Here is a 21,877-nt window from a genome sequence, read left to right as displayed (position 1 = left end):
TTTCCACATGCTTCCCGATCGCCTAACTGATCCCCATGACTTCAGTTGATGAAAAGGAAGAATGCCCATGTCCGTCCTTGTCCGAAACCTGCGTCGCGTCGCCGCCATTGCAGCACTGACCCTTGCCCCGTCCGTGGCGCTGGCCGCATCCTCGTTCGAAACCACGGTCGCGGGGATCGAGCAGCGTCTTGGCGGGCGGGTCGGCATCGCGGTGCATGACAGCGGCGCGCGGCAGGGCTGGGGATACCGCCAGGATGAGCGGTTCCTGATGAACAGCACCTTCAAGGCGGTGCTGTGCGGCGCTGTCCTGGCCCAGCGGGACAAGGGTGCGCTGTCCCTGTCCGAGGTGCTGCCCATCGCGAAATCCGACATTCAGGAACACGCCCCGATCGCCAGCACGCGCATCGGCGGCGGCATGTCGCTGGCAGAACTGTGCTTCGCGACCCTGGACCAAAGCGACAATACTGCCGCGAACCTGCTGATTCAGCGGCTGGGCGGCCCGGCAGGGGTCACGGCTTTCCTGCATGGGATCGGGGATCAGGTATCGCGCCTCGACCGGATGGAGCCGGAACTGAACACGCTGACCCCCGGCGATCTGCGCGACACCACCAGTCCCGCGGCGATGATCGCGACTTGGCAGAAGATGTTGCAGGGTGATGCGTTGACGCCGGATTCGCGCCGCCAACTGGCGGACTGGATGCGTCCGGGCGGTGTCACGGGGGCGCTGCTTCGCCCTTCGGTTCCCAAGGGCTGGGATGTCGCGGACAAGTCGGGAAGCGGCCGGAACACCCGCAATATCGTGGCGATGCTGACGCCGCCCGGTCGCGCGCCGATCTTCGTCGCGATCTATATCTCGGATACCGATGCCGATTTCGCGACCCGCAATGCCGCGCTGGCCGAGGTGGGACGCGCTGTCATGGGTCGGCTGACCGAGGACTGACCGCCGCGCTCAATGGGGCGTGGCATGGCTTGCGGCGGTGGTCTTCAGCATCCGCACCAGATCCTCGGCGAACATGGCCGCGGCCAGCCCGCGGCTTTTCTTTTCGCGCTGCACCAGCGAGATCATGTTTCCCGACAGGATGGGGTCGCGGATGGGGATATAGGCAAGGCTGCCGTTCCGTTCTTCCTCGGCAATGTCGAACTTGCTGAGAAAGGCGATCCCGTCCCCGGCCGAGGCAAGGCATTTCATCGCCTCGATCGAATTCGAGCGGAAGGATGGCTCGACGCCAAGGTCCAGATCCTCGAATGCGCGGTCGACGATGTCATGGATCAGCATCGTCCGGTCCGCGAAGATCAGGGGATAGGGCGCGCAATGCGCAAGCGTCAGGCTTTCAGCCCCGACAAGCGGATGGGCGGGGGACAGGACCGCGCCCAGCCGCGTGTCATGTTTCCACAGGGTTTCCAGCTGTGGGGTCGCGGGCAGGTTGAAGGCCAGACCAAGGTCTGCCTCGCCCTCTTCGACGGATTTCACGACGTCATGGGCGAACATCACGCGGATCGACACCTTCAGGCGCGGGTGGCGGGCGCAGAAACTGGCCACCGTGCGCGGGACGATGCCGCCCGCAAGGCCGTTCATCGTCGCCAGGATCAGCTCGCCCGCCTCAAGGTTCTTCAGGTCGCGGATCTCGGCCTCGACCTGGCTGTATTCGCGGATCGTGCGGCGGATATGCGCGACCAGGATTTCCCCCGCGGGGGTCAGGCGCAAGCCGCGTGGCAGGCGCTCGAACAGCGGCTCTCCGATTTCCTCCTCAAGCAGCAGCAGGTGCTTGTTGATGGCCGAGGGCGCGATGTTCAGCTTCTGCCCCGCCGCCCGGATCGAACCGGTGCGGGCCACTTCGTCGATATAGCGCAGGACACGGGAATGAAGCATATTGGTGTTCTCGAAAAGCGTTCGCTCTGCACGGAAAATACTGCTTTTCGGAAGCGAAGCAATCCCGTCATATAGGGACAAGGGGGCGCGGGAAGCCGCGCATGGGAAAAGCCGGTCATCGCTAAGTGTTGTCTATTCAATGGTTTGCCATTGACCGATGGCGATTGTCCGACGCTTTGCCCACCCCGTCACGACCAGAAGGGACAGGCCATGAAAGACGGCATCGAACACAGCGAAACGCAGGAATACGCCAAGGTCCGCGAGATCTTCGAGATCCTGCACGGCCGCGCCACGGCGGATCTGCTGATCCGCAACGTCAACATCCTCGACGTGCATGGCGAGACGGTGTTTCCGGGGACGATCCTTGTCCATGACAAAAAGATCATCGGTTTCAGCCCGGACGAGGCGATCCTGCAGGTGAAGCAGATCTTTGACGGCAGGGGGCTTTACGCGATCCCCGGCCTGATCGACGCCCATATCCATTTCGAATCCCAGCTTGCCCATCCCGTCGCCCTGGGCGAGGCGATGGTGGCGCAGGGCACGACTACGATCTTTGCCGAATGCCTTGACCTGCTGTCCGCAGCCGCGGGCGAAGGGGTCGAGGCGGCGCGGAACCTGTTCCGCGACCATGAGCTTCTGCCCTATCGCCTGTTCGCCTTCGCGCCGGGCAAGAAGGTCGATGCAGCGGTCACGCGTGAGGTCCTGAAGATGGACCCGGTGATCGGCCTGGGAGAGTTCGAGCATTTCACCTATAGCTCGGGGGACGAGGACGACTTCCGCAAGGCCGCGTGGCTGCGCGCGCAGGGTGGCTTCATGAACGCCCATTGGGGCGTGACCGCGCTGGACGACATGGTGCTGAACTATCTTCCCGCCATCGGCGCCTCGAACAACCACGATGTCTGGAACGAGAAAGACATCGAGAAAAGCGTGCGCTTCGGCATGCCCACGCAGATCAAGTTCGGTGTCGGCAGCGCCGAGGTCATCAAGGTTCTTCTGCGCGCGATCGTCGATCGCAAATGGCCCACCGACAATTTCCAGCTTTGCACCGACAACATCTCGATCCAGCGGTTGCTGACGATGGGGCACATGGACTGGATTGTCTCGCTTTGCGCGGAAATGGGGATCAACCCGATCCACGCGATCAAGATGGCCAGCTACAACACCGCGCGGTCGTTCCACATGGACCACCTGATCGGCTCGCTGGCGCCGGGCCGCTTTGCCGATATCGTGCTGACCGACAGCCTGTCCCGGATCAACCCGCTGCATGTCTTCAAGGACGGCGAGCTGGTCGCCGAAAGCCGCCGGATGCTGAAGAAAAGCGCCGCGATCGACTATTCGGTGATGTGCAAGCCGGCGGTGAAGGGGGCAGGGGATCTGATGCCCGCCCAGCTTGATCTGCAACCGCTGGAGATTTCTGCCGATGGCAGCCAGGCCAAGGTGCTGCTGTTCGACGTCTATGGGCGCGGGCACCTGAAATTCCACCAGGAGGTCTGGGTTCCCTATGTCGATGGGCGCGTCCTGCCCGAAATCGATGGGGTCGCGCATAGCCGGATCTCGGTGATCCAGCGCTATCCCACGGGTGAACGGCACGTCGTCAACGGGTTGTTCCGGGGCGTTCATGTCACGCGTGGCGCGGTCGCGACCTATTGGCCGGCACCGCATCCCTATTTCGTCACTGTGGGGCAGGACAGCGCCGAGATGTGCCATGCCGTCCAGCGTGTCGACAGCCATGCCGGGGCCTGCATCGTGACCGAAGGCGGGCAGGACAAGGCCGTCCTGCCGCTTGAGATCTATGGGGTGATGGCGAACATGACGGTCGCGGAACTGACCGCCGCTGCCCATGCCATCGACGCGGCGCTGGCCGAGCTTGGCAACCGGAACGAGGGCGAGCCGGTGGTGAACAAGCTGCTCAGCCTGTTCATCTCATTACACCGCTTCCGCTTCCTGAAATGACCGATTGCGCCCCCGCCCCGCGCGGGGGCCCCGACCACATGCGCCCCAAGGGGGAGGCGCCCATAAAAAGGGAGGAACATCATGGATCACGGATCCACGGCCGAGGCCGAAATCGTCGATACCGGCAGCCTGAAGCGGCGCTGGATCATTTATGTCGTCGGGATCTATCTGCTGACGCTGGGCGTCAGCATGGCGATCCGCGCGGGCATCGGCATCTCGCCGCAAAGCTCGCTGACGCGGACGATGACGCTGGTCTTTCCGCCGCTAAGCCAGGGCACCTATAATTTCTGCCTTGAGCTTATCATGCTGGCACTGACCTTCCTGATCCTGCCCAAGGGCTGGGAGATGAAGAACTTCGCCTCGCTGATCCCGGCCTTCGTCCTGGCGCTCTGCCTGGACTTCAACCTGAAGATGACGGGCTGGGTGCAGCTTGACGCCTATTGGGCCAAGGTTCTGCTGCTGCTGGTGGGCGATGCCGCGCTGGCATTCGGCCTGTTCCTGATGATCCGCGCCAATCTGGTGCTGATGCCGATCGACATGTTCGTCAACACGATCTTCAAACGGACCGGCTGGAAATGGGGCAATATCAAGTCCTGCTTCGACCTGACCTTGCTGGTCATGGCCGCGCTGATCGGGCTGGCCTTCCTGGGCGAAGTCAAGTTCATCCGCGAAGGCACGCTGCTGAACGCGATCTTCGTCGGACAATACATCAAGCTGTATTTCTGGCTGTTCAAGCGCCTGCAGGCGCGCAAGACCGCCGGGTCCGGCGTCACCGCCTAAGACATGACCAGCCCGACAGGAATGCCCCGGATCTCCGGGGCGTTTCGTCGTTCAGGCATGGCCGGCTTTCGCCTGATGGTTGTCCCTCGGGTGGACGCGAGCGGGGCTTTGGTGCTTACTGGCACCGCGGCCAGTGCCGCGACGGAGGGGGGATGGCGGATGTGATCGGGGTGATCGGCCGGCATGTCGGGCTGACCGCGCAACTGTTTCGCCGCTATGGATTGGTGCTGACCGCCGTCTGGGCGGCGGGGGCGCTGCTGGAGGAAGTCCTGATCCGCGTGGCGGTGCAGATCGGACTGTTCAGCCGGATCCTTGGGCTGGTCGCGATCGCGCCGGTGATCCTGCTTCAGCTGGTCATCTTCGTCGCCTTCTTCGTGATCCTGCGAAACGGCCTGCCGCTGATGCGCCTGCGCCGACGCAGACGGGACGCACCGGAAGGGGCAGCCCAACCGCCGGATGGCGCCGTTGCGCCCGGCGGTTTCGCAGTCGCACTTCTGGCCGTGCTGGTGCCCTTCTATGGCTATTACGCGGGCTGGGGGCTGCTTGGCGACACGCTGCGCAGCTATTCCCAGATCTTCTATGCCGCGCAGATGGCACGGATCGACTTCACCAATCCCCAGGCCTCTCCGACCGCGCTTGAGATCGGGCAGACCGGGTGGGTGGTGATGGCCGTCGTGCTGATCTGGGGCGTCCGTCGGCTGGCCAAGCATTGCGACCGCCGCAGCGACGGGAATGGCTGGGCCATGCTGATCGTCGCCTGCGAGGCGACCTGGGCGCTGCTGGGCCTTTACGTCATCTCGGGGTGGAAGGACGAATTCGCCGCCTTTCTCGCGACGCTGCCATCGCCGGCAACTCTGTTCGACTGGGTGGTCGGCGCGGCGCGGGCGGACGTCACCGATGCGGCGCGGATGCCCGTTGATTGGCCCGGACCGCCCCAGCCCTGGCCGGTGGTCAGCGCGCTGTTCTGGTATGCGTTGCTGCCGCTGATCTGGTTCAATCTTGGCGCGATCGTCTATGGTCACGACATGAACGCCTTGCGCGGCGAGACACGGCGCATCGCCGGTCGCGCGATCCGGGGTTGGCAGGCGCTGCCAAAACCGCTGACAGACTTCATCGGCCATTTCTGGGACGGGATCGTCCGGCGCTGGCATGCGGTGACGAACGGGATCCTGCTGGCGGCCTCGGCGGGGTTCGCGCTGACCGCCTCGGTCCTGGTGCTGTGGCGCTTCGTCGACTGGCTGGGGAACTGGGCCTGGATCGGGTTGGCCCACCTGATCGGTCCACAGGACATGCTGACATGGCAGGTCGCCACGGTCCCGCTCGGGGCGCTGTTCAATTCGCCCGGTGCCCCGCCGGGAGGGTTGCTGGTCAGCCCGCTGCAATTCTGCATCCTGGCCGCGGGGCTGGAGCTTGCGGGCCGCGCGCAGGCCAAGGCCGCGCCACAGCCTAGGCCGGAGGCAGCGTCAACGCCGGCCTGAATGGCAGGGACAGTGCCTCGGGGCGTGTCTTCATCGCCGAGATTTCCAAGCGCAATTGGTCCAGCAGGTCCGACGGAATCAGGAAGGCCAGTTCGGAAAAGGACGGCCCGCCATCCTCGGGGGCAAGCGACAGCGACTGGTCGCAATTCCGCCCGCTGGCCCCGGCATCGCCCAGAACCTTGACGATCTGCGTGCCCGCCATGTTGGCCAGCGGCAGCCACCTGCGCCCGGCCCCGTCGATCAGGCCGATGTCGCAGCTGAGCCAGTCGCGCAACGGCGGCCCATCCGATTGCAGACCCAGGCGCAGATAGACGATGGCCCGGTCGGGCGCGACGGGCATGATCATTGCGCGTGCCTGATCGACAAAGACACGGACGCCGCGCAGCTCTCCCTTCGGCTGGTCCGATTGCGTGACGTTCCAGTTCCGGTTCTGCCGCAGGGTCTCAAGATCCGGCCAGGCGACGACCAGCACCGACAGCGCAAGGAACAGCAGCGTCGCGGCGATCAGGCCCAGCGTCTTCATTCGTCCAGCCTTGCCAAGGTTTCATGTCCGGGCGGCGTTTCGGGCGGGGCGATTTGCAGCGTGCCCTCCATCGGCGGGTTCAGCGGCAGGGTCAGCAGGATTGCCCCGCCCGCGATCTCGTCCGGGGGCAGCTCGAAGACCGCGAAGGTCTTGTTCCTGACGCCGGGCTGCAGCCATAGCTGGTCGATCAGGCGCGGCGGCCCGCTGACCCGAGAGGTTGCGCGATACTGCCGCTTGCTGGCCCCGATCCAGGTCGCCGCCACCATGGTCGAGGTCGTGGTTCCCGACAGCGTCAGGTCCGCGATCAGGAAAACGCCGCCGGTCCCGCGGGTCAACTTGCGGCCATATTGTGGAAACTGGACGCGGTCCGCCGTGCGCCAGTCGTCAAAGCGACCCGCGATCAGGCGGGTCCGACCCATCTCGCCAGGCGCAGCTTCGGCGACAAAGGGGCGGATCGCGCTGTTATAGTCGGGATTGCTCAGCATCATTGCGCCCAGCAGGACGGCGGCCACGACAAGGATCAGGCCATTCGCCACGTTCTTCATGGCGTGTCCTCGGGCTCGACCGTCATTCTGGCAGAGGGGACAAAGCCAAGCCAGCTTGACTGGCCGTACAGGTTGTCGCGCAGCTTGAAGGTCTGGCGCGCAAAACCGATCTCGACCGGCTGCGCCTGCCAAGGCCGGGACAGGGTCCAGGCCAGCGTGATCCGCTCGGGCAGGCGCGGCTGCAATTCGCGCAGCATCTCGCCATCGCGCAGCAGGGTGACTTCGGGCGCGTCCAGCGGCGCACCGTCGATGCTGAGGCCGGGCGGGCGCGGAGGGCTGCCGAACACCGCCGCCTGGGTCGCGCCGGTGATGTTCTCGATCAGCGCCGTCATGACCAGCTGGTCGGGGCCGTCTGGCTGGCGGCGTAGGACCAGGGCCTCGGGGGTGAACAGACTGCGGCCAAGATCGATCTGCTGGCCGAAGGCGGTTTCCGGTGCATCCTCGGGGCTGCGCGCCTCGTCGATCTTCCACCACCAGCTAAGCAGCACCGCAGCCGCGATGCCGAGCGTGGCCAGAAGTCTCAGCCACAAGCGCCGAAGAAGACGAGGTTCCGCATCGGGCGACATGCTTCATCTGAACTCGCGTTCCGGGCGAGATCAAGCAGTATGATTATCCCCTGCGGGCGTTTGCCGGTCCGTGGTCCGCGTCGAGCGTGCGGATGAACTGGCCCGCCGCGTCGGCCCAGCTCCAGTTGGCGACAGTCTGGTGAGCGGCGCGCGACATCTCCTGTCGGGCGGCGGGGGACAGGTCCATATAGCGGGTAATCGCCGCGGCGAAGCTGTCCGGGGTCGGGTCGCAAAGATAGCCGTTCACCGCGTCGCGGACCAGTTCCGGCGCCGCACCCGCAATGCCGGACACGACCGGCGTCCCGCAGGCCATCGCCTCGATCAGCGGCAGCCCGAAACCTTCTTCGAGCGAGGGGAAAAGCCACAGGTCGCAGCCCTGATAGATCGACGGGATACGGGACTGGTCGGGCCTGCGATGAAAGACCGTGTCGGCCCGCGAAAGATGTTCGTCCGCCGGTTGGTCCGTCCCGAAGACGACCAGTTTCGCCTTGATGCCCCGCGCGGCCAGCAGGTCCAGCAGTGGAAAGGCCAGGTCCGAATTCTTGATCGAGGGCTGCGAATAGACCATGCCCAGCGTCAGGCAATCGTTTTCGCGCGTGGGGCGAAAGGCGAAGCGGGCCGCATCGACCGCGTTATGGATCACGGCATCGGCGGTGCGGCCGTGATTGGTCTCGACCATGTCCGCGATCCAGCGCGACACCGCGACCTTGATCGTATCAGCCTCGTATGTGCGGGCGACGCGGTCGCGGGGCACCCAGGGGAACATCTCGTATCCCTGCATCAGGTGGGCAAGGCGGCCCTTGCTGGCGGGCATGGGGGCGGCCCACTCCACCGTCTCCCACCACGAACAGACCAGAAAATCCGCGTCGGGCAGGTCGCTGGCCCGCAGCTTGCGGCGTGCCGGAAAGGTGCGCAGCCGGTCCGCGACATCGAAGAAATAGTCGGACAGGTCCTCGCCCGAGCGGCGCCGGAACGCGCGGCCGCGCAGGATGTCCCGCAGCCGTGGCTGCTGCGGCTCGCGCGCGACAAAGGCGACGTCATGGCCCTGACGGGTCAGTTCCCGCCCGTATTCGCCAATGACCCGGATCCCGCCATTAAGCGACAGCTGGGGCATCAGGAAGGTTATGCGAGTCATCTGTCAGTCTCGTTTGGGCGGCCCAGCGGCATGCGCAGGTTGCCGGGTTCCGGTTGCCGGTTCAAGTCCGTTGCCCGGAGCCGCCTGCGAAAGTTATCATGCTGCGATGCAGTATGATCATCCGGTGAAGAAGTGTTTACAATTTTGCCACGTCGCGCTAAACATTGATCATCGCATCCGCAGACGGGAGGGCGCGTTGAGCGATTTCGAGCGCCAGGACCGGATTGTCACCTTGCTGGATGAGCAACCTTTCGCATCCGTGCGTGATCTTCAGCACCTGATCGGCTGCTCCGGCGCCACGATCCGGCGCGACATCGAAAAACTGAACGAGGCCGGCCGCGCCCGCAAGGTCTATGGCGGGGTCGCGGCGATCGAACGGGGCGTGCGCACCGCATCGCTGCCCTTTGTCGAGAATCGCGACATCGCCGTCGCCGCCAAGCGCGCCATCGCGCGGGAGGCCGAGCGGCTGGTTCAGGACGGCAGCGCGATCATCATTCACGGCGGCTCGACCTGCTTTCACTTCGGTTGCCGCATCGCCAACCGCAATCTGCGCGTCTTTACCAATTCGCTGCCGCTGGCGGCCTATCTGGGCGAATACGGCACCTGCCAGCTGACTCTGGGCGGGGGCGATCTGCATCGCGAACCGGGCATCGTCTATGACGTCGCGGCGCGCGAGCAGCGCTTCTACGCCTCGCAGTTCTTCGTCGGGGCGCTGGGCATCAGCGAACATGGCATCCTTGAACAGCACCCCCTGCTGGTCCGTCTGGCAGAGGAGATGAGCCGGACTGCGGCCGAGGTGATCCTGCTGGCCGACAGCCGAAAGTTCTCGATCCGTCCGCCGACCGTCTCGTTGCCCTTTGCCCGCATCGCGCGGGTGGTCACCGATGACGGCCTGTCCGACGCCCATGCCCGGATGCTGGAACGCGCGGGCGTCGAAGTCATCATCGCCCAGGTCGAGAGGGAGCAATGACCCAGTCCCACATCCTTGAGATGCGCAACATCTCGAAGACCTTCGGCGCCGTCCGCGCGCTTCGGGATGTCAGCCTGACCGTCCTGCCCGGAGAGCTTCATGCCCTGATGGGCGAGAATGGCGCAGGCAAGTCGACGCTGATGAAGATCCTGTCGGGGGCTTATGTCGCCGATCCCGGCGGCACCGTCATCATCGAGGGCAAGCCCCAGCACGAGGCGGCGGGCAGCGTCGCGGTGATCTATCAGGAACTGTCGCTGGCCCCGAACCTGACCGTGGCCGAGAACATGTTCCTGGGACGCGAGATCGCGTCCCGCGGCGTCCTGAACCGGGCCGAGACACTGGCCCGTTCCGAACCGATCCTGAAGCGGCTGGGCGTCAGCTTCGATGCGCGCACGCGGGTGGGTGACCTGTCGCTGGGCGAACGCCAGATGGTCGAGATTGCGCGCGCCCTGACCACCGACGCACGCCTGATCGTCATGGACGAGCCCACCACATCGCTTTCCGCGCGCGAGACCGAGCGTCTGTTCGAAGTCATCGCCCGGCTGAAGGCGCATGGGATCGCCATCATCTATATCAGCCACCGCATGGAAGAGGTCTATGCGCTGGCCGACCGCTGTTCGGTGCTGCGCGATGGGGTTTATATCGGCACGCTTGACCGGGCCGAGCTTTCGGCGCAGAAACTGGTCTCGATGATGGTCGGCCGCGACCTCGACAGCTTCTACAAAAAGGAACATGTCGCCTCGCCCGACCATACCGGCACGCCGGTTCTGTCGGTGCGGGACATGTCCGATGGCGGGCTGGTCAAGGGTTGTTCGTTCGATCTGTATCGTGGCGAGGTGCTGGGCATCGCGGGGCTGGTCGGGTCCGGGCGGACGGAACTGGCGCGGCTGATCTATGGCGCGGACCCGCGCACCAGCGGCACCGTCGCCATCGACGGAAAGCAGGTCGATACCTCAAGCCCGCGCGCGGCGCTGGCATCGGGGCTGGCCTATCTGACCGAGGACCGCAAGAAGCTGGGCCTGTTCCTGGACATGTCGATCCTTGAGAACGTCAATATCGGCGTGATCGAGAAGGATGCGAAATCCGGCGGGCGGCTGGATTTCCGCACCGCCGCGCGCCGCGCCAATGACGCCATCAAGTCGCTGGCGGTCAAGGCCCCCAACTCGCGCATGGCGGTGGGTGGCCTGTCGGGCGGCAACCAGCAAAAGGTGCTGATCGCACGGTTGCTGGAAACCGGGCCCAAGGTCGTGATCCTAGACGAACCGACGCGCGGCGTCGATGTCGGGGCCAAGTCCGAAATCTACAAGCTGATCGACGGGCTGGCCCGCCGGGGCGTGGGTGTCGTCATGATCTCCAGCGAACTGCCCGAGATCATCGGCGTCGCCGACCGCGTGCTGGTGATGCGCGAAGGGCATATCGCGGGGCAGGTGCCCTCGGCGCCCGGTCACGCGATCAGCCAGGAGGCCATCATGGAACTTTCGACCGGGACGGTTTCGGAGCCCGCCACTGCGACGGAAGGAGCAACGCAATGACAGAGAACAAGACCAACGCCCCCGCCGCCAGCCAACGCCTGCGCACGGTAATGAGCGTGGTGGGCATGTTGCCGGTGCTGATCGTGCTGGCGATCGTCTTCCAGATGATGAGCGGCCGCTTCATGAGCGTGGGCAACATCTCGAACGTGATGCAGCAGGCCTCGATCAACATCGTCCTGGCCTCGGGCATGACCTTCGTGATCCTGACGGGCGGCATCGACCTGTCGGTCGGCTCGATCCTGGCGACGTCCGCTATGGTCGCGGTCATCGTCTCGCTGATCCCCGAAATCGGCTGGCTGGGCGTCCCGGCGGCGATGGGGGTCGGGCTTGCCTGCGGGTTGGCGAACGGCATCCTGATTTCGGCGCTGAGGCTGCCACCCTTCATCGTGACGCTGGGATCGTTGACGGCGGTCCGAGGCATCGCGCGGCTTCTGGGCAACGACACCACTGTCTTCAACGCCGACCTGCCCTTTGACGTGATCGGCAACGGCACGCTGTTCGGCATCCCCTGGCTCGCGATCATCGCAGTCGCCATCGTCCTGCTGTCCTGGTTCATCCTGAAGCGGACGGTGCTGGGCACCTGGATCTATGCCACCGGCGGCAACCCCGAGGCGGCGCGCCTGACCGGCATCAAGGTGCCGCTGGTGCTGCTGTTCGTCTATGGCGTCTCGGGCCTGTTCGCGGGACTGGGCGGGGCCATGGCGGCGGCGCGGCTTTACGCGGCGAACGGGCTGCAACTGGGCCAGGCATATGAGCTTGACGCGATCGCGGCCGTCATCCTGGGCGGCACCAGCTTCGTCGGCGGCGTGGGCTCGATCTGGGGCACCCTGATCGGTGCGCTGATCATCGCGGTGCTGTCGAACGGCCTGATCCTGATCGGCGTGTCGGACATCTGGCAATATATCGTCAAGGGCCTGGTCATCATCGCGGCCGTGGCTCTGGACCGCTATCGCCAGACCGGCGCGCGCACCTGAACAACTGTTCTCACTACGCATATAACGGGAGGAACCTCATGCGTTTTGCGAAAACTCTGGCCTCGGCGCTTGCGCTGGCGGCAGTCTCGGCGGTGCCTGTCTCCGCCAAGGATCTGAACAGCATCGGCATCTCGGTCGGCCTGCTCGGCAACCCCTTCTTCGTCGCGACGATCAAGGGGATCGAGGACGCGGCCAAGAAGATCAACCCCAACGTCAAGGTCACTTCGGTTTCGGCCGACTATGACCTGAACAAGCAGGTCGGTCAGATCGACAGCTTCGTTGCGGCGGGCGTCGACATCATCATGCTGAACGCGGTGGACGCCGCCGCCATCGCGCCCGCGGTCAAGCGCGCGCGGGATGCGGGCGTCGTCGTCGCGGCCTTCGACGTGTCGGCACCGGGTTCGGACGTGACCGTGATGACGAACAACGTGCAGGCGGGTGAAAAGGCCTGTGCCTTCATCTCCGAGCATCTGGGCGGCAAGGGCAACGTGGTCATCGTGAACGGCCCGGCCTCGTCCTCGATCCTTGACCGGGTCAAGGGCTGCAAGGACGAATTCGCCAAGCATCCCGACATCAAGATCCTGTCCGACGACCAGAACGCACAGGGTTCGCGCGATGGCGGGATGAATGTCGGCCAGACCCTGCTGACCCGCTTCGACAAGATCGACGGCGTCTTCGCGATCAACGATCCGACCGCGATCGGCTTTGCGCTGGCCGCAAAACAGGCGAACCGCAGCGAGTTCATCATCACCGCCGTCGATGGCGCCCCCGATATCGAGGGCGAGCTGAAATCGGGCGATGGGCTGATCAAGGCCTCGGCCTCGCAGGATCCCTATACGATGGCCGGGCAGGCGCTTGATCTGGGCTACAAGGTGCTTCAGGGCGAAAAGCCCGAACAGGACACCGTGCTGCTTGAGCCCGAACTGATCACCAAGGACAATATCGACAGCTACAAGGGCTGGACCGCTCCCCGCTGACGGGGGCAGGGCGCGCGCGGGGGCGAACCCCTGCGCGCGCCATCCCGGAACGACTTTGAAGGCACTTTCCATGAACGACGAACTTCTTCGCGGCGCCGTGCTACAGGCCAATCTTGATACCGTGCGGCACGGACTGGTGCTTTCGACCTTCGGCAATGCCAGCGGCATCGACCGCGCGGCGGGCCGCATCCTGATCAAGCCCAGTGGCGTGCCCTATGACAGCCTGACGGCGGCGGACATGGTGCCTTGCGATCTGGACGGGCGCGCGCTGGACAACCGGCTGAAGCCTTCGTCCGACCTGTCGACCCATGCGGTGCTGTACCGCGCGTTCACCGGGATCGGCGCGGTCATCCACACGCATTCGACCTACGCCACGATCATGGCGCAGGCTCGCCGCCCGATCCCGGCGCTGGGCACGACCCATGCCGATTATTTCTATGGCACGATTCCGGTGACGCGCGACCTGACCCCGGACGAGATCGCGCAGGATTACGTCCTGAACACCGGACAGGTCATCGTCGAGACCTTCGCGGGCATCGACCCCCTCAGCATTCCCGCCGTACTGGTCGCGGGCCACGGCCCATTCGTCTGGGGCCGGACCCCGGACGAGGCTGTCCACAACGCCCTGATCCTCGAGGAGGTCGCGCGGATGGCGTGGCATGTCATGGCGCTCAATCCCGATCCGCAGCCGATCTCGCAGGCGCTGCTGGATCGTCACTACCTGCGCAAGCACGGCGCGCAGGCGACTTATGGGCAAGGGAACTAGGCCATGATCGTTGCCGGCGTCGATTTCGGCACGCTCAGCGTGCGCGTGACCCTGATGGAAACCGAAACCGGGGCGACGCTTGCGGGCGCGACCTCGGGCTATGCGCTGAAGCGCAGTGCGGCTGATCCGCTGCTGGGCGCGCAGGCCCATGCCGACCACATGACCGCGCTGGCTGCCGCCATGCGCGAGGCGGTGGCAAAGGCCGGGATCGACGGCGACCGGGTCGCGGCGCTGGCCTGCGACACCACCGGCTCAAGCGTGGTGATGGTCGACGAAGACCTGCAACCGCTGGCCGATTACTATCTGTGGTGCGACCACCGCGCGCATCACGAGGCGGCGCAGATCACCGCCCTTGGCCGGGCCGAGGGGCTGGCCGCGCTGGACTGGTGCGGCGGCACCTATTCCCACGAATGGGGCTATGCCAAGGTTCTGCATTTCCTGCGCCACAATCCGGGTCTGCGGAACCGCTTCGCCACCGCGCTGGAACATTGCGACATGGTTGCGGCGACGCTGTGCGGGATCCGCGATCTGGCCGAGCTGCCGCGCAGCATCTGCGCCGCCGGGCACAAGTGGATGTATGGCGCGCCCTGGGGCGGGCTGCCGCCGCAGGACTTCCTCAGCCGCGTCGATCCGCTGTTCGATGGCATCAACGACCGCCTTGCGGGGCGCTTCGTGACCTCGGACGCGACTGCCGGCCACCTGTCGCCGGAATGGGCAGAGAAGCTGGGCCTTCGCCCCGGCATCCCGATCCCGGTCGGTGCCTTCGACGCGCATTGGGACGCGATCGGCGCGGGAGCGCGGCCGGGCGACATCGTCAACGTGGTCGGCACCTCGACCTGCATCATCGCGATGGGGCCGCAGGGTTTCCCGCCGGTTCCGGGCCTGTGCGGCGTGGTGCCGGGCAGCGTGCTGCCGGGCTGGACCGGGATCGAGGCCGGGCAATCCGCGACCGGCGACGTGTTCGAGGCCATCGCGCGCCGCGCGGACAGCGATGTCGCGACGCTGTGCGAGGGGCTGGACCGCTTGCCTCCGGGCGGCAGCGGGCTCATGCGGCTGAACTGGGACAATGGCGACCGCACGGTTCTGGTGCGTTCGGACCTTGGCGCGGTGACGCTGGGCTGGGACCTGAACCACACCGCCGCGGACGAAATGCACGCCGCGATCGAGGGCATGGCCATGCATGTCCGCATCATCACCGAGCGGATCGAAAGCGGCGGCATGGATAAGGCCCGCATCGTCAACGCGGGCGGCATCCCGCAAAAGAACGACGTGCTGAACCAGATCTATGCCGATGTGCTGGAACGCGAGGTTCACGTCCCCGCCAGCTCTCCGGTCGGAACCGGTTCGTGCATTTTCGCCGCCGTGGCTGCCGGCGCCTTCGACACGTTCGAAGCCGCGCAGCAGGTCTTGTGCCCACCGTCGCGCGTGTTCACGCCGCGCGAAGGCACGCGCGCGGGATATGACCGGCTGTTCGACCTGTTCCGCGAGGTCTATTTCGGCTTTGGCGAGGGAAGGGCGGTCGATCTTGCCAGCGTCTTGCCGCGCCTGCGCGCCTTCCGGCTTGAGGGCGCGGCCAGCCGCTGACCCTATCTGACCGCAAGTCCGGCATTCAGCCCGCCATCAATCAGGTGATCGGCGCCGGTGATGAAGCTGGCCCGGTCGGAGCAGAGAAAAGCGATCAGTTCGGCCACTTCCTCGGGTTCGCCGATCCGGCCAAGGGGATGGGCCGCGCCGAAGCGGGCGAAGACCTCATCTTCGGACAGGTCCCCGCCCAGTTTATGGGCGGCCAGCGACAGGATCGGCGTGCGGACCGAGCCGGGCGAGACCGAATTGACCCGGATACCCGCCGCCGCATGGTCGATGGCCATGGCACGGGTCAGGGCATGGATCGCGCCCTTGCTTGCGACATAGGCCGCGACCCCCTGCTGGCAGCCATGCCCCTGCACCGAGGACAGGTTCACGATTGCGCCGCCGCCCCGGCTTTCCATCAGCGGGATGCCGAAGCGGCCAGTCATGTAGATGCCGCCGACATTCACCGCCATGCAGCGCGCCCAATCCTCGGGTCCTGTGGTCGTTACCGTGCCATAGGGATGGACCGCGGCGGCGTTCACGATGATGTCCAGCCCGCCGTGGCGATCCACGATGTCGGCCATCAGGTCCTGGATTTCGTCCTGCTCTGAGACGTCCGCCCGCCGCGCTTCCAGTGACAGGCACTGCGCCACGCCCAGTGCGGAAAGTTCCTGATTGGCATGGATGTCGATGCCGCAGGCCACGACCTCGGCCCCGCCGCGCGCAAGCCGGATCGCCGCGGCTCGACCGATACCGGTGCTTCCGGTCACCAATGCGACCTTGCCGCTGAATTCGTCCTCGGGCATCCGCTTTTCCTTCCGATCCGTCGTGGTTTCAAGTGTTGCCGATGGCATCCAGGACCGCCCCCGCAATGCGCGCGGTCCCGTCCCAGCCGGGCAGGGCCCGACCGGCGCTGGCGGCGGCAAAGGCCATGGCCTGCATCCGCGCCGGGTCGTCCAGCACGGTTCGAAGCGCGTCCGCAAATGCCGCGCAATCTTCGGGCGGGACCAGCAGCCCGGCCTCCGGCGGCACCGTGTCCCGCACCGCGCCGCTGTCGCAGGCAATAATGGGCAGGCCGTTGGACAATGCCTCGTCAAAGACGATGCCGTATCCTTCATAGCGCGTCGCCAGTGCAAAGACCGAGGCGCGGCGGTAAAGCGCGTCCAGCCGGTCCTCGGACACTTCGCCTGCAAGGCTCAGCCGATCCGTCAGCCCGCATTCGACGATCAACTGACGCAGCGCCTCGGTGTGAGCGGGATCGCGCGCGGCCCCGACGATCACCGCCTGCCAGTCAAGATCGGCGATGGCGGCCAATGCACGGATCAGGACGTCATGACCCTTGCGCGGATGCAAAATGCCGACCGACAGCACCAGCGGCGGCGTCACCGCCTGTCGCGCGCCGGGCCGGGGGCGGTCGGTGCCGGGACGCGCGACGGTGATCTGATCCGGCGCGACGGCATAGCCCGAGACCAGCAGGTCGCGGACATGGGGGCTGGGGACAAGGACATGGCGGGCATGGCGGAGGTTCTGACGCTCGGTCCGATGCAGGTGATCGCGACGGACGGGATCCAGCCCGCTTTCCATCGCCAGCGGATGATGGACCAGCGCGACCACGGGCGCCGCGACCTGCCGCAGCCCCACAGGGTCCAGCGCGCCAAGGGCCAGCCCGTCTACGATCAGCACTCCTTCACCGGGAACCGCTTGCAGGGCGGCCAGTGCGTCTTGCATCCCGGCCGGATCTGGGTCGGGAAAGCTTGCGGGCAGTTCCAGCACCTTGACCTGCCAGCCCAACTTGCCAAGTCCCGCGATCAGGCTGCGGTCATAGAAATAGCCGCCGGTCCGCGTCCTGATGTCGCCGGGCACGGCAAGCGTCACCACGCGCCGGACCGTCATGATGGCCGGTCCTGATTGGCCGAGAAGCTGCGCAGGAACAGGTCGCGCAGATCCTCCATCGGGATGGCGGGGCTGGCGGGGGGCGGGACAAGGCCGGGCGACAGGCCCCAATCCGCGACGCGGTCAACCAGTTGGGTGGGGCCGATGACATGGACCGGAACCTCGCGCCGCGCATCCTGTCCGATCGCGGTCGCGGCCTGATGGTCGCCCAGGACGATCAGCAGGGGCGGGTTCGCGGCATGAAGCCGCGCGTAATCCAGCACCGTCGCCAGCGAATACGAGATCGCGTCGCGGTATTGCGCGGCGACCCGCGAAGGATCACGCCAGACCACCTCGGGCGGATCGCCCTGTGTCGCCATCCGGTCAAAGGCATGTCCATCGCCAAGCTGGTCCCAGCCGATCATCTGCGGTACCGGAACCCAGGGCGCGTGCGAGGAAATCAGCACCACCTGCGCGAAAAGCGGGCGGGGATCGTCGGCTGTCCCGGCCGTCAGGCGGTCAAATGCGGCCAGCGTGAACTGGTCTGGCATCGTCACCCAGTTGAAGGGCTTGCCCGCATAGCCAAGATCGGGCGCGGTCAGGACGCGGTCGAAGCCCATCCCGGCCGCCTCGGGCCAGGGGCGGGTGATGCCGGGCGCGACCGTGGCGGTGCGGAACCCCGCCCGGCGTGCAAGGTGGAACAGGCTTTGCCGACCGCTGGCCAGCGCCGCGCGATAGCGGGTCTGGTCGTCGATGCGCAGGCCATTCGCCAGCGTCGCATGGGCCAGCCAGCTTTGCCCGCCATGCGTCGGAGAGGTCACGAAGCCCGAGCGCATCGCCAGCCCCTCCGCCTGAAGCCGGGATTGCGCCGCGCGCAGGATCGGCAGATGCGCCGCCGCGTAAAAGTCGGTGTCGAAGCTGGTCCGACCATAGCTTTCGACGAAGACGATCACGACATCCCGATCCAGCCGCGCAAGATCGGGGGGTGTCGCCCGCCACGGGTCCAGCCGCGCGGCTTGGCGGAACAGGCGCAACTCGGCAAAGGTGCGCGCCGTCTCGACCCCCTTGTCCAACAGGAAGCCCGAGGCCCCCGCGCCGCCGGTCGTCGCCGAAAGGATCAGCACCGTCATCAGGCCCAGCCGCGCCCGAAGGGTCGGGGCAAGACCCGAGATGGTCCCCGTCGCGCGCCACAGCGCGGCCGCCAGTGCAGGGAGCAGCAGCACCGCCGCGACAAGCACTGCGGCCACCGGCAGCCTGCCGAAGCTTTCCGCCAGCAGGTCCAGCAGGTTGCGGATCAGGGGCAGGTCGCTGGCCGGGTTGAAGCCACGATCCAGCAGGTTCCGCATCACCAGATCGGCGCCGGCCAGAACCAGCGCCGCCATCATCAGCAGGACCAGGAGCGGCCGCAGCAGTCGGGCGGCGCGGGGCGGCAGGGACAGAAGCAGGATCAGCGCCGGCAGTTCGACCGGCACCGGCAGGAACGCGGCGGGACCGGTCCCCGCGCCCAGCCCGCAGACCAGAAGCGTGCCCCACAGCAGCGCCAGCGCCGCGACGGTCCGCCAAAGCGAGGTGGCGGGGCGCGCGACGCTCAGCTCCGGTGCCGCCACAACCACACCATGTCCAAAGCGAAGGACCAAAGCAGCAGCGCGATGGCCATCCACGCCGCCAGATCCGCCATCTCGCGCGGCAGGGCGGGCAGTTGCAGCAGGATCAGGACGGCAAGCTGTGTGACGCAGATCGCCTTGCGGCGGAACCGCTGTGGCAGCTCTGGCCGCATCCAGGGCCACAGCAGGCCGCCCAGCAGAAACGCATAGCGGGGCAGGCCAAGCAGCAGGACCTCGGGGCCGGGGGCGCCGCCTGCCAGCGCGTGCAGCGACAGGACCAGCCCGAAGGCGGCATCGACCTCCATGTCGAAGCGGGCGCCGAACTCCGAAACTAGCCCGCTGCGCCGCGCCAGCCAGCCATCGACCCCGTCGAGCAGCAGGCTGACCGTGGCCAGCGCCGCCAGCACCAGCCCCGCCAGCTGACCCGCGAGCAATGCGCCCAGCAGGGACAGCACCAGCGCGGCCCGCCACAGGGTCACGGCATTGCAGGCACCGAAGCGCGGATGGGGATAGAACCGTGCCAGATAGCGGCGGATGAAGGCCAGCAGAACCGCATAGCCGACAAGCGCGGGCAGCAGCATCCATCCTGCGCCCAACAGGACCGAGGACAGCACGATCACCGCCACGCCGCCCAGCCCGGCCCCGGCCAGTCCGCGCAGGTTATGCCCTTGGGGTTGGCCGGACCGCGCGCCCGGCGCAAGTCGGGCGATTCCTGCCGAAAGGCTGTGGCCCAGCTGCTCCATGTCGAAATCCTATGGCAGCGCATGGTTTTTTCAAGCCGCGTCTTGATCTGTTCGCGCCGAGGTTTACGCTGTCGGGACAGGAGGTCAGGCGATGATCACCCAGCCCGAACGCTATCGCAGCACGGCGCGCCTGCTGCACTGGATCGTGGCACTTCTGGTCCTGCCGATGATCGCGGCGGGGCTGATCATGACGCAGGACGGGTTGGCCCGCCCGCTGCAGGACGCCCTGTTCCTGCTGCACAAGCATATCGGCCTGCTGGTCCTGTTCCTTGCCTTGCTGCGCATCCTGTATCGCTGGTTCAACCCGGCCCCGCCCTTGCCGTTGTCGATGCCCGACTGGCAGCGGCGGGTGGCGCAAACCTCGCATGTGCTGATGTATGTCCTGCTGGTGGTGATGCCGGTCAGTGGCTTCATCCGCGTCCGGGCCGGGGGCTTTCCGATCGAGCTTCTGGATGCCTTGGGGCTGATCGGTCCGATCCCGCGCTCGAAGGAGCTGGGGGATACCGCGTCGGCGTTGCATCAGGCGGCGGCCTTTCTGCTGATTGCGCTGATCTGCCTGCATGTCGCGGCGACGCTGTATCACGCGCTGATCCGGCGGGACGGGATCTGGGCGCGGATCTGGCCCCCCTCTGGCGGGGATTGACGCAGGTTCGCGGATTTTTTTCGCGACCAAGGGATAAGAACCGCGCCGGGCTACGTATATGCGTCAGGATGACCACGGAACCCGACCCCATACTGGACCAGTTGCCCGCCCTGCGCCGCTATGCGCTGGCCTTGTCGCGCAACGATGCCGAAGCCGATGACCTGGTGCAGGAAACCCTGCTGCGCGGGCATGAGAACCGCCGCGGGATCCGCATGGGCGGCAATATCCGCGCATGGCTGTTCACCATCCTGCGCAATATCTTTCTGGACCGGCTGCGCAGCCGCCGGGCCGAACGCAGGCGGCATGACACTTTGGCCGCCATCGCGCCGCAGGCAATGGACGCGCCGCAGGATGCCGCGATGCGTCTGGCGCAATTGCGGGGCGCGTTCATGGACCTGCCCGACGATCAGCGCGAGGCCCTGTCGCTGGTCGCGATCGAGGGCATGACCTATGCCGAGGCCGCCGAGCTGGCGGGTGTGCCGCTGGGGACGCTGATGTCCCGCGTCGGACGCGCCCGCGCGCAGCTGCGCGCCTTCGAGGAAGGAAAGACCCCGGCCCGCGGGCTGAAACTGGTGGGAGGACGCGATGCAGCAGGCAAGTGACGCGATTTCCGAACTGGACCTCAACGCCTATGTCGATGAGCAACTGGACGACTGGCAGCGCCTGCGGGTCGAGGATCACCTGGCGCGCCACCCCGAGGCGGCGGCGCGCGTGATGCAGGATATCCGGCTGCGGCGCGAACTGCGCCTGGCGCTGGCCCCGGCAGGCACGCCCACCGGCGCGCATCGTGCGGGTGCGGCGCAGCTGTCGCGGGCGCTGCGTCGGGATGAACGCATCCGTCGCGCGATCCGGCTGGTGCCCGTCGGCCTGCTGGTCGTGACCGGTTGGCTGGCGAACGAGGGCTTCGGCCCGCTTTCCGTGGGCAAGGTCGTCGCCTCGCAAGCGCCGCCGCCGGTCGTCTCGGCCGCGCTGTCCGCGCGTGAGGCCAGTCTTGTGCGCCTGCCGATGCGGTCGCAACCGCAAGCCTCGCGGCTTGATCCGGCCGAGTTGCGGGCCGCTACGGGGATACTTCTGCCGCGCTTCGACCGCGACTGGACGATCCGCGACGCGCAGGTCTTTCCCTCGCCCCAGGGGCCGGGGATCGAGATCGTCTTCGACGCGGGCGATCTGGGGCGGCTGACGCATTTCGCCGTCCGCACCGGCAGCTTTGCCGTCACCATGCCCCATGTCGAGACGCATGGCCGCGAGAACGTCGCCTGGTTCCAGATCGGCGAGACGGCGCATGTCATGATCGCGGATCGCGGCGACGTCGCAAGTCTGCTTGGGATCGCCGAGCAGCTTTCCTCAACCCTTTACTGAACCTGACCCAGCGGAGAT

At 66.4% G+C, this 21,877-nt stretch carries 22 protein-coding genes; 13 read left to right on the top strand and 9 right to left on the bottom strand.

Features of this window, described 5'->3' with window-relative positions:
• Positions 1-67 precede the first annotated feature (67 nt).
• Complete coding sequence (gene bla, locus ACO2Q4_RS08645; RefSeq protein ID WP_423318651.1) at positions 68-940, top strand: class A beta-lactamase; 873 nt, start codon at positions 68-70, stop codon at positions 938-940.
• A 9-nt stretch (positions 941-949) separates the two neighbouring features.
• On the opposite strand, the gene ACO2Q4_RS08640 is transcribed toward bla, so the two are convergent.
• Positions 950-1,870, bottom strand: coding sequence for a LysR family transcriptional regulator (locus ACO2Q4_RS08640; RefSeq protein ID WP_395132663.1), 921 nt, complete (start codon positions 1,868-1,870; stop codon positions 950-952).
• Between the two features lie 210 nt (positions 1,871-2,080).
• Here ACO2Q4_RS08640 and ACO2Q4_RS08635 point away from each other — a divergent pair, with 210 nt between their 5' ends.
• The 3 genes from ACO2Q4_RS08635 (at position 2,081) to ACO2Q4_RS08625 (ending at position 6,081) form a co-directional block, all read left to right on the top strand.
• The gene (locus ACO2Q4_RS08635) at positions 2,081-3,823 is read left to right on the top strand and encodes an adenine deaminase C-terminal domain-containing protein (RefSeq protein WP_423318649.1); all 1,743 of its coding nucleotides are present in this window, start codon (positions 2,081-2,083) and stop codon (positions 3,821-3,823) included.
• Between the two features lie 81 nt (positions 3,824-3,904).
• Positions 3,905-4,603: a YczE/YyaS/YitT family protein gene (locus ACO2Q4_RS08630; protein WP_423318647.1), complete on the top strand. Its 699-nt coding sequence runs from the start codon at positions 3,905-3,907 to the stop codon at positions 4,601-4,603.
• A 152-nt stretch (positions 4,604-4,755) separates the two neighbouring features.
• The gene (locus ACO2Q4_RS08625) at positions 4,756-6,081 is read left to right on the top strand and encodes a hypothetical protein (protein ID WP_423318645.1); all 1,326 of its coding nucleotides are present in this window, start codon (positions 4,756-4,758) and stop codon (positions 6,079-6,081) included.
• Here ACO2Q4_RS08625 and ACO2Q4_RS08620 read toward each other — a convergent pair.
• Genes ACO2Q4_RS08620 through ACO2Q4_RS08605 form a run of 4 tightly spaced genes read right to left on the bottom strand, consistent with a single transcriptional unit; the run spans position 6,050 to position 8,850 of the window.
• Positions 6,050-6,604, bottom strand: a complete 555-nt coding sequence (locus ACO2Q4_RS08620; RefSeq protein ID WP_423318643.1) for a hypothetical protein — start codon at positions 6,602-6,604, stop codon at positions 6,050-6,052. The genes ACO2Q4_RS08625 and ACO2Q4_RS08620 overlap by 32 nt on opposite strands.
• Positions 6,601-7,149, bottom strand: a complete 549-nt coding sequence (locus ACO2Q4_RS08615) for a hypothetical protein (protein ID WP_423318641.1) — start codon at positions 7,147-7,149, stop codon at positions 6,601-6,603. The genes ACO2Q4_RS08620 and ACO2Q4_RS08615 overlap by 4 nt, the downstream gene beginning before the upstream one ends.
• Entirely contained in the window at positions 7,146-7,715 is a 570-nt protein-coding gene (locus ACO2Q4_RS08610; RefSeq protein WP_423318639.1) for a hypothetical protein, read from the bottom strand. The genes ACO2Q4_RS08615 and ACO2Q4_RS08610 overlap by 4 nt, the downstream gene beginning before the upstream one ends.
• A 43-nt stretch (positions 7,716-7,758) precedes the next feature.
• Positions 7,759-8,850: a glycosyltransferase family 4 protein gene (locus ACO2Q4_RS08605; RefSeq protein ID WP_423318637.1), complete on the bottom strand. Its 1,092-nt coding sequence runs from the start codon at positions 8,848-8,850 to the stop codon at positions 7,759-7,761.
• Between the two features lie 196 nt (positions 8,851-9,046).
• On the opposite strand from ACO2Q4_RS08605, the gene ACO2Q4_RS08600 reads away from it, so the two are divergent.
• The 6 genes from ACO2Q4_RS08600 to ACO2Q4_RS08575 all read left to right on the top strand — a co-directional run bounded on the left by ACO2Q4_RS08600 (position 9,047) and on the right by ACO2Q4_RS08575 (position 15,653).
• Positions 9,047-9,820: a DeoR/GlpR family DNA-binding transcription regulator gene (locus ACO2Q4_RS08600; protein WP_311758479.1), complete on the top strand. Its 774-nt coding sequence runs from the start codon at positions 9,047-9,049 to the stop codon at positions 9,818-9,820.
• Positions 9,817-11,352, top strand: coding sequence for a sugar ABC transporter ATP-binding protein (locus tag ACO2Q4_RS08595; protein WP_311758480.1), 1,536 nt, complete (start codon positions 9,817-9,819; stop codon positions 11,350-11,352). Before ACO2Q4_RS08600 ends, ACO2Q4_RS08595 begins: the two co-directional genes overlap by 4 nt.
• The gene (locus tag ACO2Q4_RS08590) at positions 11,349-12,326 is read left to right on the top strand and encodes an ABC transporter permease subunit (RefSeq protein WP_311758481.1); all 978 of its coding nucleotides are present in this window, start codon (positions 11,349-11,351) and stop codon (positions 12,324-12,326) included. Before ACO2Q4_RS08595 ends, ACO2Q4_RS08590 begins: the two co-directional genes overlap by 4 nt.
• Before the next feature lie 38 nt (positions 12,327-12,364).
• Positions 12,365-13,303 (top strand): ABC transporter substrate-binding protein, encoded by a 939-nt coding sequence (locus ACO2Q4_RS08585; protein WP_311758482.1) that lies wholly within the window; start codon positions 12,365-12,367, stop codon positions 13,301-13,303.
• A 70-nt stretch (positions 13,304-13,373) separates the two neighbouring features.
• Positions 13,374-14,069: an L-ribulose-5-phosphate 4-epimerase AraD gene (gene araD, locus ACO2Q4_RS08580; RefSeq protein WP_311758483.1), complete on the top strand. Its 696-nt coding sequence runs from the start codon at positions 13,374-13,376 to the stop codon at positions 14,067-14,069.
• Positions 14,070-14,072: 3 nt separating this feature from the next.
• A complete protein-coding gene (locus ACO2Q4_RS08575; RefSeq protein ID WP_423318634.1) occupies positions 14,073-15,653 on the top strand; it encodes a ribulokinase in 1,581 nt (526 codons plus the stop codon).
• 2 nt (positions 15,654-15,655) lie between these two features.
• Here the strand turns inward: ACO2Q4_RS08575 and ACO2Q4_RS08570 are convergent, their stop codons facing one another.
• From ACO2Q4_RS08570 to ACO2Q4_RS08555, 4 genes are read right to left on the bottom strand one after another with little or no spacing between them, the layout of a single operon-like run.
• Positions 15,656-16,444: an SDR family NAD(P)-dependent oxidoreductase gene (locus ACO2Q4_RS08570; RefSeq protein WP_395132680.1), complete on the bottom strand. Its 789-nt coding sequence runs from the start codon at positions 16,442-16,444 to the stop codon at positions 15,656-15,658.
• Positions 16,445-16,472: 28 nt separating this feature from the next.
• Positions 16,473-17,531, bottom strand: coding sequence for a glycosyltransferase family 4 protein (locus ACO2Q4_RS08565; protein ID WP_423318631.1), 1,059 nt, complete (start codon positions 17,529-17,531; stop codon positions 16,473-16,475).
• A complete protein-coding gene (locus ACO2Q4_RS08560; protein ID WP_423318629.1) occupies positions 17,528-19,117 on the bottom strand; it encodes a sulfatase-like hydrolase/transferase in 1,590 nt (529 codons plus the stop codon). The genes ACO2Q4_RS08565 and ACO2Q4_RS08560 overlap by 4 nt, the downstream gene beginning before the upstream one ends.
• A complete protein-coding gene (locus ACO2Q4_RS08555; protein ID WP_423318627.1) occupies positions 19,099-19,857 on the bottom strand; it encodes a CDP-alcohol phosphatidyltransferase family protein in 759 nt (252 codons plus the stop codon). Before ACO2Q4_RS08555 ends, ACO2Q4_RS08560 begins: the two co-directional genes overlap by 19 nt.
• 91 nt (positions 19,858-19,948) lie before the next feature.
• On the opposite strand from ACO2Q4_RS08555, the gene ACO2Q4_RS08550 reads away from it, so the two are divergent.
• The 3 genes from ACO2Q4_RS08550 to ACO2Q4_RS08540 all read left to right on the top strand — a co-directional run bounded on the left by ACO2Q4_RS08550 (position 19,949) and on the right by ACO2Q4_RS08540 (position 21,859).
• Complete coding sequence (locus tag ACO2Q4_RS08550) at positions 19,949-20,500, top strand: cytochrome b (RefSeq protein ID WP_311758489.1); 552 nt, start codon at positions 19,949-19,951, stop codon at positions 20,498-20,500.
• A 68-nt stretch (positions 20,501-20,568) separates the two neighbouring features.
• Positions 20,569-21,102, top strand: a complete 534-nt coding sequence (locus ACO2Q4_RS08545; RefSeq protein ID WP_423318625.1) for a sigma-70 family RNA polymerase sigma factor — start codon at positions 20,569-20,571, stop codon at positions 21,100-21,102.
• Complete coding sequence (locus ACO2Q4_RS08540; RefSeq protein ID WP_311758491.1) at positions 21,086-21,859, top strand: anti-sigma factor family protein; 774 nt, start codon at positions 21,086-21,088, stop codon at positions 21,857-21,859. Before ACO2Q4_RS08545 ends, ACO2Q4_RS08540 begins: the two co-directional genes overlap by 17 nt.
• Positions 21,860-21,877 lie beyond the last annotated feature (18 nt).

It is taken from the genome of Paracoccus sp. KR1-242 (assembly GCF_049446195.1).
Lineage (GTDB): Bacteria > Pseudomonadota > Alphaproteobacteria > Rhodobacterales > Rhodobacteraceae > Paracoccus > Paracoccus broussonetiae.
This window is presented reverse-complemented; position numbering and strand designations above follow the sequence as displayed.